Below are 14,742 nucleotides of genomic sequence, written 5' to 3'. Positions count from 1 at the left end.
CTACCGTCGCCGTCATGAACACCGACACCTTCTACCGGCGAGCCGCCGGCGCGAGCCTCCTGCTCGCCCCCGTCCTGCTGCTCCTCGCCCTGATCGTCGACCCGACCCCGCAGAGCGGGCAGGCCGAGGGCGTCGCCTACGCCGCCGACCCGGCCGGCGCGGGCCTCACCGCCACGCTGCTGCACTACTGCTGGCTGCTGCTGGTGCCGGGCGTGCTCGGCATGCTGGCGGGCGTGCGGGCCGGCGGGCCCGGCTCCGCGTTGGCGCGGGCCGCCGCCGTGCTGGCCGTGCCCGGCCTGGTCTCGATGGCCGCCCTGCCGATGGTGGACTTCTTCGAGTCGGCCGCCTACCGGCGGCTGCCCGCCGAGCGGGCGGGGGAGCTGCTGGACGCGGCGTACCAGCCGGCGGTGATCTTCGGCTGGCAGCTTCCCGGCCTGGCCGGGACGCTGCTCGGCCTGGTGCTGGCCGGCGTCGCGGTGGCGCGGGCGCGGCAGGCGGGCTGGTGGCTGCCGGCGGGGACGGCGGCCGGCCTGGCGCTGTTCCTGGCCGGGGCGCGGAGCGGGACGCTGCTGCTGAGCCTGTCGGGGCCCGTGCTCCTGACGATCACTTTCGGCGCCGTCGGCCTCACCCTCCTCCGCCCACCCACCGCCACCCCAGCCCCCGCCCTCTGACCGCGACGCCCCCGCCCTCTGACCGCGACGCCCCCGCCCTCTGAACCCCGTGCCCGCGGGCGACGTACCTCCGCTTGACGGACGGAAGCGGGGAGGTCCCACGTTGCGCCACCGGATCACGAGCACGGCCGCCGGGCTGACGCTGTCGTCGGCCCTGATCGCCGCCCCGGCGATGGCCCACGGCGCGCTGGAGAGCCCGCTCAGCCGGGCGGCCGCCTGCGGCGGGACGAAGCCGCCCGCCGCCTGCCGGGCCGCCGCCGCGGTCAAGGGCTCGGTCCTCCCCGGCGGCTGGGACGACCTCAGGATCGCCGGCGTCGCGGGCCGGGACCGCCAGGTCGTCCCGGACGGCAAGCTGTGCAGCGGCGGCCTGCCCGGCTTCCGCGGCTTCGACCTGCCGCGCGACGACTGGCCCGCCACCAAGCTGCGCCCGGGCGCCCGCTTCACCTTCAGGTACCGCGGCACGATCCCGCACAAGGGCACCTTCCGCCTGTACGTCACGAAGCCCGGCTACGACCCGGCGAAGCCGTTGCGCTGGTCGTCCCTGGAGCGCGAGCCGTTCCTCACGGTCACCGACCCGAAGCTCGCCGACGGCTCGTACGTCTTCAAGGGCCGCCTGCCCACCGGCAGGACCGGCCGCCACCTCATCTACACCATCTGGCAGAACTCCGACACTCCCGACACCTACTACTCCTGCTCGGACGTCGTCTTCACGAGGGCGCCAGGGGCCGCCAACGCGCCCGCGCTCCAGCCGCCCGCCCGCGGCCCGGCCGCGCCGGCCGGCCCGCCGTGGCAGCTCGGCGTCACGGCGCTGCTCGTCGCGGGCGCGGGGACGGCGGCCTTCGCGGCCTACCGTGCGGGCCGGGGCCGGGGCCGCGCTGTCAGTCTGGATTGACGAGTCGCCCTCTGTCAATCTAGCCTGACAGGCATGACCGACCATGACATCGTCATCGTGGGCGCGGGCCCCGTCGGCCTCCTGCTCGCCTGCGAGCTGAGCCTGTGCGGCGCCCGCCCCCTCCTGCTCGACAAGCGCGCCGAGCCCGGCGACCTGCCCAAGGCCAACGGCATCGGCGGCCAGATCCTCGACGTGCTCGACCACCGGGGCCTGCTGGAGCGGCTGAGCGCCGGCAGCCCCTTCTTCGGCGTGCCGCCGGGGTTCCCGTTCGGGCCCGTGCCGCTGCGCTTCGCCGGCCTGGACGGCATCCCGCTGCGCATGCTGATGATCCAGCAGCCCCGGCTGGAGCGGCTGCTGGGGGAGCGGGCGGCCGAGCTGGGCGTGACCGTCCGCCGGGGCCGCGAGGTGACCGCCCTCGCCCAGGACGCCGACGGCGTCACCGTCGAGGGCCCGGGGTTCGCCGTCCGCGCCCGCTACGCCGTGGGCTGCGACGGCGGCGCCGGCCGGGTCAGGACGCTGGCCGGCATCGGCTTCCCCGGCACCACCGACGGCGAGGTGCTGCGCCTCGGCCACTTCCGCGCCCCCGGCGAGTCCGGCGACCCGTTCGCCGATCCCGGCTTCGCCGGCCTCCGGCCGGGCTGGAACCGCACGCCGCACGGCCGCCTGCTGATCACCTCGCTCCAGCCCGGCGTGCGCGTCGCGGGCGTCAGGGAGCGGGGGAGCCGCGAGCAGGACGGGCCGGTGACGCCCGCCGAGTTCGGGGCCGCGGTGCGCCGCGTGCTCGGCAGGGACCTGCCGCTCGGCGAGCCGATCTGGTTGTCGAGCACGGTCTCCCAGGCCCGGCTGGCCGAGCGCTACCGGGCCGGCCGGGTGTTCCTGGCGGGGGACGCGGCCCACCTGTTCCCGGCGGGCGGCTCGGCGCTCAACGTCGGCCTGACCGACGCCGTCAACCTCGGCTGGAAGCTGGCCGCCGCCCTCGACGGCCGCGCCCGCCCGCTCGACACCTACGAGGCCGAGCGCCGCCCCGCCGCCGCCCGCGCCCTCACGCTGACCCGCGCCCAGGCCGTGCTCGACCGCCTGACCGGCGAGGACGCCGAGGCCCTGACCGCGGTGCTCACCGAGGTGTTCGCCTTCGAGCAGCCGGCCCGCCACCTCGCCGCCCTGCTCAACGGCTCCGACGTGCGCTACGGCGACGGCGCCGGGCATCCCCTCGTCGGCCGCCTGGTGCCCGACCTGCCGCTGGTCCCCGACGCCGGCGGGGGCGCGCGCCGCGTCGCCGAGCTGCTGCGGCGGCCCCGTTTCGTGCTGCTCCACCTGGCCGGCGAGCTGCCCGCCGACCCGGTGTACGCGGCCGCCGGGCTGGACGTCGTCCGCGCCCGCTGCGCCGGCCCGCCCGCGGACGCGCTGCTGATCCGCCCCGACGGCTACGTGGCCTGGGCGGGGACGGACGGGCTGGCGGAGGCGGTCAGGGAGTGGCTCGCCCCGGTCGCGGGCGCCGCTCCGGCCGGCCGTACCGGGTGAGGACGCCGCGGCCGAACTTCCGGATCGCCCGCGATCTCGACCGGCACTCGGGCATGATGGGTGCGCGACGTCCGGCGGGACGGGCAGGCGAAGCTGGTTTACCAGGAGATCCTATGGTGAACTCTCCTTCCGGTATCCAGCTTCGGGCGTTAGTGTTTGCGCGACGGCAACTAACCGTCACCGCCCGCCGACCCATCCGAGGGACCGCATGCCCGTCGCCATCGTCGCACTCCCGCCACCCGCCCGTTGACCGCCGCACCGAGGCCGCCATGTCTCCCTTGAGCCTGGACGTCCGCGCCCTGCCCTCCGGCGTCCTGATCACCGTGGCCGGTGAGGTCGACTCCACGAACGCCGACTGGCTGGAGACCTCGATCAACCAGGCCGGCCGGTCGGGCGCTGCGCTGGTGCTCGACCTCGGCGGGCTGACGTTCCTCGACAGCAGCGGCCTGCACGTGCTCTTACGCCTCAACGCCGCCGCCCGCGAGCGGGGCGGCGGCCTGCACCTCGCCGACGTCCGGGACGTGCCCGCCCGCGTGTTGCAGATCACCGGAGTGTGGAGCGCCCTCGACATCCACCCCACCGCGGCGGAGGCCGTCGTCGCGGCGCTGGACGGGCACGTCTCTCCACTCCAGGAGCCCCAGTGAAACTGACCTGCAGCCACCTGCCGGACATCACACTGATCACCGTGTCCGGGCAGGTCGACGCCACCACGTCCGCCGAGCTGGAGGGCTTCATCGACCGGGCCCGCCGCCGGCTGGACGAGCACCTGGTCTTCGACGTGCGCGAGATGTCCTTCCTCGACAGCTCGGGCCTCGCCGTCCTGCTCGCCGCCGCGACCCTGGCCCGCGTGCACGGCGCGGCCATCCACCTGGCCGGGCTCCAGCCCAGGCCGACCCGCATCCTGGAGATCACCGGCGCCTGGCAGGCCGTCTACCTGCACGAGCGCGTCGACCAGGCGATCGCGGCCGCCCGCGCCGCGGTGCAGGCGGGGCCGCCCGCCTCCCGTGCGTGATCCCCGGTCCGGGGCCCTAGACTCGCCTGCCATGACCGTCATCGACGCACAGGGCCGGCCGGAGCCGCCGGTCGCCGCCGACGAGAGCGCCACCCTGCTCGGCTTCCTCGACTACCAGCGCGCCACCCTGGCCTGGAAGTGCTCAGGGCTGGACGCGGCCGGGCTGCGCGCCACCGTCGGCGTCTCGTCGATGACGCTCGGCGGGCTGCTCAAGCACCTGTCCTACGTCGAGGACCACTGGTTCGGCCGCTACCTGCACGGCCACGACCGCCGCCCGCCGTGGGACACCGTGGACTGGCGGCTCACGCCGGACTGGGACTGGTCGTCGGCCGCCGACGACTCGCCCGAGCAGCTTCTCGCCATGTGGCAGGACGCGGTGGCCGTCTCCCGCGAGCTGACCGCGAAGGCCCTGGCCGACGGCGGGCTCGACCGCCTGGCGCGGATGAGCTGGCCCGACGGCTCGACCCCGTCGCTGCGCTGGATCGTGTGCCACATGATCGAGGAGTACGCCCGCCACAACGGCCACGCCGACCTCCTCCGCGAGTCCGTGGACGGCCTCACCGGCGAGTGACGCCCGCCTGCGCCCGGTCTCAGAGGAGCTGGTCGCGCCGCAGCCCGGCCTCCTCGCGGACCGCGATGAGGAAGGCGCGGCGCAGCCTCTGGCGCCGCACGCCCTCGACGGTGCCGCCCCGGGGCTGGTGCAGCGCGACGTAGCGCTCGTAGAGCCGCCAGCAGCTCTGGATGCCGTGCAGCAGGTTCTCCAGCAGGTCGGGGGCGGGCCGGCCGGGGTCGAGCGGCGTCAGGGGCAGCGGGACGGTGTCGGCGCCGATGCCCAGCTCCGGATGCTCGGCGTGCACCGTGCCGATGAGCCGTTCGGCGGCGTTGATGCGGTGCCTGGCGTCGATGATGCCGCGCAGGTGCCCCTCGCCGACGTGCAGGGCGTTGCGGATCAGGGACATCACCACCTGGCGGGGCCGTCCGCCCCTGCCGAGCACGCCGACGACCTCGGTCAGGCTCTCGAACGCGAGCGGCTTGGCGTGCTGGTCGGCGGCGGCCACGATCTGGGCCGGGTGGATCCGGGTGAGGTCGGCGGTGACGACGACGGCGGCGTGCAGCCAGTGGGCGGCGGCGATGGCGGCGGCCGTGGGGTCGAGCCGGGTGAACAGCGCGTCGCAGCCGAACGGGTGCCGCCGCAGCAGCCGGTCGGCCTGCGACACCTGCGACGGGGAGGCGTCCTCGCGGCTGAGCGCGACGGCCTGCGCGGCCCGTTCGGACAGGTCGCCGAGCTCGGCCCGCTCGACGGCGTCCAGCTCGGCGGCCACGTCGCCGGTGATGCGCGCGGTGAGCGCCGGCGAGCCCAGCACGTGCAGGGCGCGGCCGACCGTGTGGGCGGCCTCCTGCACCCTGGTGCCGGCCGGCGGCGGGACGGACCGGCCGGCGGTGGTGAGCAGGCGGAGGACGGTGCCGAAGGCGTCCCGCTCCTGCTGCCGGTGCCAGCCGAGGCTGCCGGGCCCCTGGTGGTCGGCCACGTCGGCGGGGTGGGTGTAGCAGCGCCAGCAGGCGTGGGAGAGCCGCGTCAGCCCGGCCGACAGGCGCAGGAGCTCGTGGCGGGGGAGGGCGGGGGGCAGGTCGGCCACCGTCGTGGCGGTCTCGCCGATGCCGATGCTCCACTGCGCGACGAGCGCGCCGCGGGCTCGGTCGATGGCGTATCGAGTCACGGAGACTCCTTCGACGGGGGGAGCGAGCGGGCCGGAAGCGTGCTCGGGTACGTGGTGAAACGGGCACGTGACCGTGTGTGAGCATGCTAATGAGCGCGGCGGCGGGCGCGAGGCGTTTTTGCCAGGCGCAGGCCGTTCACCAGAGGCCGATCAACCTGCGCCGGGCCCGCCCGCTAAGGAGCCGGATGGTCGGTGACGTACACCGGCACGCCCACCTTGCCGGTGTCGGCCGCCTCGCCCACCCCGTTGACGACGTGGTCGATGGTGCCCGCGCTGAGGTTGACGGTCATGATGTGGTGCAGCTTGACGCCCGGCGCGGCCGGCACCTCGAAGCCGTTCTCGGTGTGGATCTGCGGGTTGTTCTGGTTGAAGACGTAGACGCCGGCCCCGTACAGGCGGTGGGTCCGCACCCGGTCGCCGACCTTGTAGCCGGCGTAGCCCTCGACGTCGCCGTTCATCCAGTCGGCCTGCGTGGGCGGGTCGTAGGGCAGCTCGTTCTGGTAGAGGACCGTCGTGCCGTCCTCGCCGTTCCAGACCGTGTTGTACTGCTGGAAGTGCTCGACGAACAGGCCGGTCGCGGTCACGTGGTCGCCGTTGATGACGGCGCCGTTGCGGCCGAGGTTGGTGTTCCAGCGCTGGGTGTCGGTGAGGCCCTCGACGCCGTGGTCGGCGCGCCACACCCAGGTGTGGTCGATGAGCACGTGGTCGCTGTTGACCTCCAGCGCGACGTCGGTCCGGCCGACGTGCGGGCCGCCGACCCGGAAGTAGACGTCGGACAGCGTCGTCGGGTCGGCCGCGGCGCCCCGGGAGCGGCCGTGCGGCTTCCCGACCCGCAGCAGCGCCGGCGACTTCTGCTCGCCCGCGTCGATCGTCACGCCGGCCACGACCACGCCGGGCACGTCGGCGACGTCCAGCGGGATCGAGCCGCGGGCCGCGGTGAGCGTCGCGTGCCCGAGCCCGAGGACGACGGTGCCCGGCCGCCGGACCTCGATGCTGCGCGCGATGTCGTACACGCCGGGGGTGAGCAGCAGGTGCTTGCCGCGGGCGAGCTGGCTGTTGATGACCTGCACCGGGTCCGACGGCCGGGCGACGAAGAAGTCGCCGAGCGGCAGCGTGCGGCCGGGCGTCAGGCCGTTCGCCCACGAGACGCCGCGCGTGCCCCTGCGGGCGGCGGGCACGCGCACCTGGTAGCGGCCGCGGGCGTCGGTGTAGAGGAACGGCTTCTCCCTGCTGACCGGCGTGGTGTCGAGCGTGGTGTACGGCGGGTTCGGGAACGCGCTCTCTTCCGGGGCGCCGACGACGCCGGAGAAGACCTGGTTCCAGACGCCGTTCGACCAGCCGGCGATCTCACTGTCGCGGGTCAGCCACTGCTGCTGGGAGCCGTTGGTGACGGACGGGAGCCGGGAGTCGGCGATGAAGCCGCCGCTGGCGTACTGGGGGCCGGCGGTGCAGTAGTCCATGAGGGAGAAGGTGCCGCCGCTGACGTCGAGGCGGCGCAGGGAGACGGCCTGGGAGACGGCCCAGAAGTTCGCCGAGGAGCGGCAGCCGTCCTGGCCGGCGGCGTTGACACGGATGGACAGGTTGGACAGGGTGCGCCAGAAGTTGACCAGCGCCAGGCAGTTGCCGGTGCCGCCGTCGGCGAGGCAGCGGTTGTAGACCTCGATCTTGCCGTTGATGACGACGTCGGTGGGGGAGGCGCCGAGGCCGGCGATCTCGGTGTAGTAGCCGACCTTGATCTGGAGGGGGTGCTCGGCGGTGCCGTAGGTGCCCGGCCGGAACAGGTAGGCGTGGCGGGCGGTGCTCATCTCGGCGTCGACCTGGGCGGCGTGGGCGGCGTCGAGGGTCGCCTGGATGTCGGCGACGGGCATGCTCGGGTCGAAGACGGTGACGTCGGGCCCCAGGTCGGGCCCCAGGTCGGGCCCCAGGTCGGGCCCCAGGTCGGGCCCCAGGTTGGGGACGCCGCCGCCGTGGGCCGCGGGTGCCGCTTCCGTGCCGTCCGTCGCTCCGGCCGTTCCTGCGGCCATGACGGCGGTCGCCAGCACGACGCCTAACGTCGTGAGTGCCCGGCCGAGCCGCCGCCTCGCGGGGTGGGTCGTCATGCGGTTGGTCCTTTCCACGCCTGGCCCAGGTTGAGAGAGCGCTCTCTCGCGGACGTTTGTACCGCGCCGGTCACCCCCTCCACAAGAGCGGATGTGCGCGACCCGCTTGACCCGGCCCGGCCGGCGGTCCTTGATCAGATGGTCGGCACCACCCCCGGACGAACAGGACCCGCCATGCCGCACCCGAGAGCCGCCGCCGCGTTCGCCGCGCTCGCCCTGCTGACCGCCGCCGCCGCCCCCGCCGCGGCGGCGGCCGACGTGCCGTTACCCTCGGCGATCTTCCTGGCCACCCACAACAGCTACTCCGGCGACCTCGACGGCGCCCGCGGCTCCATCGCCCAGCAGCTCGACCAGGGCGTCCGCTTCATCGAGCTGGACATCCACGACAACGGCTACGCCACCGCGCACGACTACTCCCTCGGCCACGACGCCCCCGGCGACGCCGTGGACCACGACGGGAACCCCGCCTCGAACCTCCTCCGCGACTGGCTCGCCGTCATCGACGCCTGGTCCGCCCAGCATCCCGCCGCCGCCCCGATCACCGTCGCGCTCGACGTCAAGGATGACCTGACGGACAACACCTCCTACGCCGCCGGCAACCTCGCCGCCCTCAACCAGGAACTCGCCGCCGCCTTCGGCGACCGGCTGCTGCGCGCCGACGAGTACCCGGCCGACCCGCCCTCCCTCGACGCCCTGCGCGGACGCGTGCTCGCGCTGATCTCCGGCAACGGCAGGACCCGCACCCTGTACAAGCGCGACGTCGGCACCGGCCCGGCCGTCGCCGTGAACGGCCGCGGCCAGGTCGTCGAAGTCCACGACTCGGGCTCGGGCGACCTCTGGTACTGGAGCGGCACGTACGGGGCCGACGGCGCGGTGACCTGGCTGCGCCACGGCAGGTACGACAGCGGCGTGACCCCCGCCGTCGCGCTCAACGACGACGGCGACCTGGTCGAGGTCCACCAGTCGCAGAGCGCCACCACGCTCTGGTACCGCGTCGGCCGGGTCGCCGCCGACGGCGAGATCGCCTGGTCCGCCAGCCGCCAGTACGACAACGGCGTCCTGCCGACGGTCCGGTTCACCGACGCCGGCACCCGGCTGCGCGAGATCCACCGAAGCCAGAGCAACAGCCAGAACTGGACCTGGGCCGGCGTCCTCGACCCCGCCGCGCGCACGGTCGCGTGGACCGGCAACGCCAGGACCTCCGACGCCCGCTACGACCGGACCACCGCGACCGCCGGTACGTCCCGCGTGCACGTCTGGACCGGCGCCGACGGCCCGACTCCGTCCCAGACCCTGCGCGTCGACACCGACCGGCGCACCGGCGACCGCATCCGCTACCCGCAGGTCGCCTTCACCGAGTTCCAGCAGGGCGACAGCGCCGAGCTCCAGCAGGGCGCGCTGTTCTACGCCGCGCCCGCCACGCAGTCGGCGTTCATCACCGCGGCCCGGCGGGCGGGGCGGCTCGTGCGCGGCTGGGACTTCGACTCCGCCGGCGACGCCACCGACCCGCCGGCCAACTACCCCGCCACCAACCACCCGTACGACGCCTGGTACCAGAACCTCCTCGCCCAGGCCGGCGCCGTCCGCTGAGTTCCGGCGGTGTCGGGATCGCCGCTCTCGTGGGCGCGACCCCCGGCCTCGGTGGGACGGCGACGCTGTGGCCGGCGGTCGCCGAGATCGTGCTGCTGATCTTCGGGGTCCCCGCGCTGCCGGCGGCCTGGCGGCCCCGCCGGCTCGCTCCCTGGCTGCTCGCCGCCGCCGTGGCGAACGTCCTCGTGATCGCCCTCGACCGCGTGCTGAGCAGCGAGGGCGCCACCTTCGCCCTCCGCCGGGCCGAGGCGCCGAAGACGGCGGACGTACCCGGTCATGAGCAGTGACCAGGCCGCGTACGAGGGCAGCAGCAGGCGCTCGGCCAGGCCGAAGAGCTGGAACCGGCCGAGCGCCGTCACCGCGAGGGCGAAGGCCAGGGTGGCGGCGCAGAGCACCGCGAGCACCCGCAGAGCGGGCGGGCCGCCGACGGCGCGGGTGATCAGCACGGCCGCCACGCCGAAGCAGAGGAAGGCGAGCTGACCGGCGCTCGCGTGGACGATCCCCGCCGCCGTGAAGCGCACGGTCCGGTGCGCGCGGTCGATCGGGTCGGTCGGGAAGACGGCGACCAGCAGGAGGCCGATCGCCCACGCCGCCAGCAGCACCCGCCCGGTCCGGGCCCGGCGGGCACCGGCCAGGAGCGCGACGAGCGCGAGCGATCCCAGCACCCAGGCGAGGCAGCCCGCCGTGAACAGCCACCCGCCCGGGCCGAGGACGTACTCGCTCACGGTCACCCCGACCGGGTCCAGGCCGGGCCGCACGACGTGGAGCGCCAGGACGGCCGCGGCGAAGACGAGCGGGCCCCCGGCGCTGACGATCGCCAGGCCGCGGGGGAGCCTCACGGCCGGGCGGCCCGGACCTGCCGGGCGAAGCGCTGGTGGGCGGCCTGCCTGCTGACGCCGAAGGCGGCGCCGACGTCCGCCCAGGACGCGTTCGCGTTGAGGCACGCGGCGGCCACGGCCCGCTGCGCGGCCTCGCGGGCGAGCGTCTCGGCCCGCGCCGCGCCGCGCATGGCGGTGACCGGGTCCTGCCGGGTCAGCTCGTCGAGCGCGTCGCGCAGGGCCCGCAAGGCTGTGTCGAGTTCGTTCATGCCGTCAAGGATCCTTGACGCTTCGTCGGCTGTCAAGGATCCTTGACGATCACTCGGCGAGGTCAAGGGCGCCGTACCCGGCCTGCCGGGCATGTCTCCGCAGGTCGTCCACGGTGACGGCGGTGCCCGGTTCGAGCTGCCGGCAGACCCGGTCGAGGAACTCCGCCACCTCAGCCACCGTGCGGCGGGTGGCCGTGGCGTACGCCAGCGCCCGGTCGAGGACGGCCCTGGCCCGCGTGGCGGCGTCGTCGCACCAGAGCTGGAGGACGTGGCCGCGCGGGGCCACGTACGAGCCGAGCATCGCGAGGGAGAACGCGCCCTTGTCCCGCGCCCCTGAGTACCGGGAGGGCGGCAGGACGAGCCGGACGCTGTGGTGGTCGATCCAGGAGAGCGCCCGGGGACGGATGTCGCGTTCGCGCATCCACTCCGCGAAGTGGTCACGCGGCTGCTCGGAGTCGGCGCTCTCCATCACGTTCGCGGCAGTCGGCCAGGACTCGATGATCTCCTCCAGGTGCCGGTCACGCAGCTCGGCGACGCCGGAGTAGACGAGCGTCCTGAGCCGCCGGCCGTCGTGCGCCCGGATCGCGTAGCAGGGCAGGAACGCCCGGCCCACCTCCAGCACCGCGAGGCCGAGCAGCTCGTCCGGCAGGTCGTACGCGCTCCGGTCGGGCCGCCGGGCCAGCTCCTCGACCGCGCCAGGCCGGAAGCCGCACGTCTCCGGCAGGAGCCGGAACGTCCGCTGGGCGTAGGCGGCCTCCCGGTCCAGGACGCGCACGCCGCGCGCGTAGTGCGCGGTGCGCAGCGGCTCGCACCGCACGCCGTCGAAATACAGCCGTAGCCGCTCCTGCTTCTCGGTGTAGCGGCGGTCGTCGCGGACCGCGCGCAGGCCGCGCTCCGTTAGCGACAGGGCCTCGGCGGTGCCCTCAAGGTGCCCGATGCCGCCGAGGAAACGCAGCACCCGGTCGACCATGTGCTCGGTGACGCCCAGGAACGCGGCGATGTCCACCAGGCGGGTGAACCCGCCCTCGGCGATGGCGAGGCCGACGTACCGGTCGAGCAGGTCGAACGGGCCGCGTTCCTCGATGGTCGCCGACAGCTCCGCGGCGTGCAGCGGGAAGGCGAGCGCGTGGATCCGCAGCGGCCGCATCCCGGGCAGGGCGGCGGCGTGCTCCAGGGCGCGGGCCTGGGCGTAGAGGATCGCCTCGGCCGAGGCGCCGTTCACGGGGCCTCCCCGAGATGACGCAGGACCTCACGGTAGCCGCGGAGGTCCCCTGAGATGCGCACGTGGTCGTGCAGCGCCTGTGCCAGGCCGCGGAAACCGGGGTCGGTGGCGTTGAGGAGCGTGGAGAGGTCGCCGACGAGGACGAGCCGCTGCTTGGCGCGGGAGAAGGCCACGTTGGAGCGGCGCACCTCCCGCAGGAAGCCGACGCTGCGCTGCGGGTTGCTGAGCGTGAAGCCGAAGAGGATCGTGTCGTGCTGTCCGCCCTGGAAGGAGTCGACGGTCGCCACCCGCCGGGCGACCGCGTTCTCGTCGCCGATGCGGCGGGCCAGGAGTGAGGTGACCAGGCCGATCTGGGCCGCGTACGGGAGGATCACCGCCCAGTCGTCCGACTTGGCGTGATAGTGAGCGGCGAGAAGCGTCAGCAGCCGGGCCTCGCACTCATTGAGCCGGCTGTCCTTGGGCCAGGGCTCGTCAGGGCGGGGTTTGCGATCACGCCGTTCCCGCTGCGGCAGCTCCGCCGTGTCGACGAACGCCACGGGAGCCGCGAACAGGTCGTCGTGGTGCACCCGTCGCACATCGGACAACAGGAACCCCCCGTAGAAGTGGGCGGAGATGAATCGGGCCAGGCTCTCGGGCATGCGGCGCTGGTAGCGCAGCACCTCCTTGTTCTCCGGCGGCGTCAGGGAGAACATCAGCTCGAAGGCGCTGTCGGTGATCAGCCTGGCCAGCTCGTGATCGCCGGGACGCTCGGCCGCGGCCCAGGCCACCAGCCGCTGGTCGGGCAGCGGCGGCAGCTGCACGTGGTCGCCGACGAGGACGGCTCGCCGCGCCCGCACCAGCGGGACGAGCAGGTCGGCTGTGCTGATCTGGCCGGCCTCGTCCACGATGGCCAGGTCGAGGTCGACGTCGTCCAGGTGCTCGCTCGTGGCCGCGCCGATGCAGGTCGCGCCGATCACGTCGGCGTACCTGACCAGCTCGGCGTAGAGCTGCTCGGTCCGGCGTTCCAGCTTCGCCCGCCAGGAGTTCAGCAGATGCAGCCGCCTCCGCATCAGGGCGAGCGCGGCGGCCGCGGCGGAGGAGAAGGCCGCCAGCCCCGCCGGGTCGGGCGAGGGCGCGGGCAGGCCGCCGTCGAGCAGCTCGCTGAGGGAGGCGGCGACCCGCGCGGCCCGCTCGGCGCGAGCGTGCTGCTCGGCCAGCTCGCGCTCGTGGGCCCGGCGGGCTGCCACCAGGTCCGGGTGGGTGGCCCGCACCTGGTCGAGCTCGGCCGCCACGTGCGCCAGGTCCCGCGCGATCGCCTCCAGCGTGCGGCGGGCCTTCCCGGCCTCGGCGCCGATCGCGGCCCGCTCCCTCTCCAGCCGGTCGAGCCGGCCGCGGAAGAGCAGGCCGACCAGCGGCAGCCCGGCGCTCCGCCGGGCCCTGTCCACCGCGCGGCCGAGCCGGTGGAGGGACCGCACGCTGTCGGCCAGCAGCTCCTCGTGCCGGCGTCCGGCCTCCTCCAGGGACGCAGTCCGCCGCCGGATCTCGACGGTCACCGCCTCCTCGCGCTCCGCCATGGCGGCGGCGCTGCGCCGGACGACCGCCCTGGCCTCGTCGAGGCGGCGCAGGTCCTCGCCGAGCTGCCGGAGCAGGGCGTCGGCCGGCCCGTCCGGGGCGGCGGCGCCGTAACGCGCGAGCAGGGGTTCGGTCCGCTCGGCGATGCGTTGCTGGAGCTCAAGCGCGCGGGCCTCCAGCGTCAGATGCTCGCAGCCCCGCGTGACGCCGTCCTCCCGCCCGACGCGCAGCACCAGCAGATCCTCCGGGAGGCCCTGCAGGACGTTGTCGACGGCCCGGTTGGTGTAGGAGGAGATGAGGACCTTGCGCTGTTCCTCGGCGCAGGCGAGGACGACCTGCCGGATGGTGTGCGTCTTGCCGGTGCCCGGCGGCCCCTGGACGAGCCCGAGGTCGGGCACCGCGAGCGCCTTCTGGAAGGCGCTGAGCTGGCTGGCGTCCAGGGGTTCGCGGGGACGGCGGCCGAGCGCGGGCGCGAAGGGCTGGAAGCGGCCGTCCGCCAGCACCGTCAGCAGCAGCGGGTTGCGCGCGCGGCCCTCCCGGAGGATCTCGATGGCCTCCCGCTTCTTGTCGTAGGAGACGAGATTGGGCGACTCGGCGAACGCCCCGCTCTCCGGGATCCGGCCGAAGTCCACGGGTCGCTCGAATCGCACCGTGGCCACGCCCTCGTCGACGCGTTCGACCCGGCCGCGCAGGTCAGGCTCGCCGTCGATGTGCACGCGGCTGCCGTCGGTGAGCCGGTTGCCGCCGATGAGCTGGAAGGCGTGCACCGAACGCGCGGACCTGCGGGTCGCGGCCACTGGAGTGACCCGCAGGTACGGGATCAGGCGGCTGGCGTCACCGCCTGACGCCTCGATGCGCCGCCCCTGCTCAACGACGGTCTCGAGCCGGTCGAGGTAGGTCGTGTGCGAGGCCCGCGGCGCAGCGGTCGCGGCCGGCGCCGGGCCGCCGGCGCTCCAGGCGGCCTGCACGGCCGGCCAGCCGGAGGAGTGGCCGAGTTCGCGCGGATGGTCGTAGACCCGCCAGCGTCCGGCGCGCAGCAGCAGGCCGCCCCGGACGATCTGGTCGTGGTCGTCGAAGCGCATGGGATGGATGCCGCCGACCCAGTAGCCGCGGAGGTCCCGGGTGGGGAACAACATGAGCGCGTACCGGCCGTCGACGTAGACCTTGAGGAAGTCGTCGCGGCCTTCGCGGCCGCGTTCCAGACGAGCGGGAACCAGGTTCTGCGGTCCGGCCGCCCACAGGTCGTGGCCGATCCCTTCCAGACCGGGCAGGAGCGGATGGCGCTCGCGCTGCCCGACCAGCTTGCCGGGAAAGTTCTTGGACCAGATCAGCCCGACCTCGGTGCCGAGGTCGACGACCCTTCTCTCCACGGTTGCTCC

Annotated in this window: 13 protein-coding genes; 7 read left to right on the top strand and 6 right to left on the bottom strand. The window is 74.6% G+C overall.

Features of this window, described 5'->3' with window-relative positions; genetic code table 11:
- The first annotated feature begins 14 nt into the window (after positions 1-14).
- The 6 genes from MF672_RS08205 to MF672_RS08180 all read left to right on the top strand — a co-directional run bounded on the left by MF672_RS08205 (position 15) and on the right by MF672_RS08180 (position 4,667).
- Positions 15-671 carry a hypothetical protein gene (locus tag MF672_RS08205; protein ID WP_242371755.1) on the top strand — a complete coding sequence of 219 codons (657 nt, stop codon included), beginning with the start codon at positions 15-17 and terminating at the stop codon, positions 669-671.
- A 103-nt stretch (positions 672-774) separates the two neighbouring features.
- Positions 775-1,563, top strand: a complete 789-nt coding sequence (locus MF672_RS08200; RefSeq protein WP_242371757.1) for a lytic polysaccharide monooxygenase auxiliary activity family 9 protein — start codon at positions 775-777, stop codon at positions 1,561-1,563.
- Between the two features lie 33 nt (positions 1,564-1,596).
- Entirely contained in the window at positions 1,597-3,084 is a 1,488-nt protein-coding gene (locus tag MF672_RS08195) for an FAD-dependent monooxygenase (protein ID WP_242371759.1), read from the top strand.
- 269 nt (positions 3,085-3,353) lie between these two features.
- Positions 3,354-3,728, top strand: a complete 375-nt coding sequence (locus tag MF672_RS08190; protein ID WP_242371760.1) for an STAS domain-containing protein — start codon at positions 3,354-3,356, stop codon at positions 3,726-3,728.
- Positions 3,725-4,096 (top strand): STAS domain-containing protein, encoded by a 372-nt coding sequence (locus MF672_RS08185; protein WP_242371762.1) that lies wholly within the window; start codon positions 3,725-3,727, stop codon positions 4,094-4,096. The genes MF672_RS08190 and MF672_RS08185 overlap by 4 nt, the downstream gene beginning before the upstream one ends.
- 31 nt (positions 4,097-4,127) lie before the next feature.
- Positions 4,128-4,667: a DinB family protein gene (locus MF672_RS08180; protein WP_242371764.1), complete on the top strand. Its 540-nt coding sequence runs from the start codon at positions 4,128-4,130 to the stop codon at positions 4,665-4,667.
- A 19-nt stretch (positions 4,668-4,686) separates the two neighbouring features.
- Here the strand turns inward: MF672_RS08180 and MF672_RS08175 are convergent, their stop codons facing one another.
- Both MF672_RS08175 and MF672_RS08170 read right to left on the bottom strand, forming a co-directional pair.
- Complete coding sequence (locus MF672_RS08175; protein ID WP_242371766.1) at positions 4,687-5,814, bottom strand: hypothetical protein; 1,128 nt, start codon at positions 5,812-5,814, stop codon at positions 4,687-4,689.
- Between the two features lie 173 nt (positions 5,815-5,987).
- Positions 5,988-7,913, bottom strand: coding sequence for a pectate lyase-like domain-containing protein (locus MF672_RS08170; protein WP_242371768.1), 1,926 nt, complete (start codon positions 7,911-7,913; stop codon positions 5,988-5,990).
- Between the two features lie 174 nt (positions 7,914-8,087).
- Between MF672_RS08170 and MF672_RS08165 the strand changes: the two genes are divergently transcribed.
- Positions 8,088-9,503, top strand: coding sequence for a PI-PLC domain-containing protein (locus MF672_RS08165; RefSeq protein ID WP_242371771.1), 1,416 nt, complete (start codon positions 8,088-8,090; stop codon positions 9,501-9,503).
- Here MF672_RS08165 and MF672_RS08160 read toward each other — a convergent pair.
- The 4 genes from MF672_RS08160 to MF672_RS08145 are packed head-to-tail and all read right to left on the bottom strand — an operon-like array spanning position 9,431 to position 14,733.
- Positions 9,431-10,342, bottom strand: coding sequence for a DUF998 domain-containing protein (locus tag MF672_RS08160; RefSeq protein WP_242371772.1), 912 nt, complete (start codon positions 10,340-10,342; stop codon positions 9,431-9,433). The genes MF672_RS08165 and MF672_RS08160 overlap by 73 nt on opposite strands.
- Entirely contained in the window at positions 10,339-10,590 is a 252-nt protein-coding gene (locus MF672_RS08155) for a hypothetical protein (protein WP_242371774.1), read from the bottom strand. Before MF672_RS08155 ends, MF672_RS08160 begins: the two co-directional genes overlap by 4 nt.
- 49 nt (positions 10,591-10,639) lie before the next feature.
- Positions 10,640-11,812 carry a hypothetical protein gene (locus MF672_RS08150; protein WP_242371775.1) on the bottom strand — a complete coding sequence of 391 codons (1,173 nt, stop codon included), beginning with the start codon at positions 11,810-11,812 and terminating at the stop codon, positions 10,640-10,642.
- Complete coding sequence (locus MF672_RS08145) at positions 11,809-14,733, bottom strand: DEAD/DEAH box helicase (protein ID WP_242371776.1); 2,925 nt, start codon at positions 14,731-14,733, stop codon at positions 11,809-11,811. The genes MF672_RS08150 and MF672_RS08145 overlap by 4 nt, the downstream gene beginning before the upstream one ends.
- Between the last annotated feature and the right edge of the window lie 9 nt (positions 14,734-14,742).

Source organism: Actinomadura luzonensis, from assembly GCF_022664455.2.
Taxonomy (GTDB): domain Bacteria; phylum Actinomycetota; class Actinomycetes; order Streptosporangiales; family Streptosporangiaceae; genus Nonomuraea; species Nonomuraea luzonensis.
The sequence above is the reverse complement of the archived record's forward strand: the minus strand, read 5'-3'. Positions and strand labels throughout refer to the sequence as shown.

Excerpts from the sequence above, each read along its gene's own strand:
- MF672_RS08155 (WP_242371774.1), bottom strand. The coding sequence starts at position 10,590 with ATGAACGAACTCGACACAGCCTTGCGGGCCCTGCGCGACGCGCTCGAC.
- MF672_RS08195 (WP_242371759.1), top strand. The coding sequence starts at position 1,597 with ATGACCGACCATGACATCGTCATCGTGGGCGCGGGCCCCGTCGGCCTC.
- MF672_RS08180 (WP_242371764.1), top strand. The coding sequence starts at position 4,128 with ATGACCGTCATCGACGCACAGGGCCGGCCGGAGCCGCCGGTCGCCGCC.
- MF672_RS08205 (WP_242371755.1), top strand. The coding sequence starts at position 15 with ATGAACACCGACACCTTCTACCGGCGAGCCGCCGGCGCGAGCCTCCTG.
- MF672_RS08190 (WP_242371760.1), top strand. The coding sequence starts at position 3,354 with ATGTCTCCCTTGAGCCTGGACGTCCGCGCCCTGCCCTCCGGCGTCCTG.
- MF672_RS08170 (WP_242371768.1), bottom strand. The coding sequence starts at position 7,913 with ATGACGACCCACCCCGCGAGGCGGCGGCTCGGCCGGGCACTCACGACG.
- MF672_RS08165 (WP_242371771.1), top strand. The coding sequence starts at position 8,088 with ATGCCGCACCCGAGAGCCGCCGCCGCGTTCGCCGCGCTCGCCCTGCTG.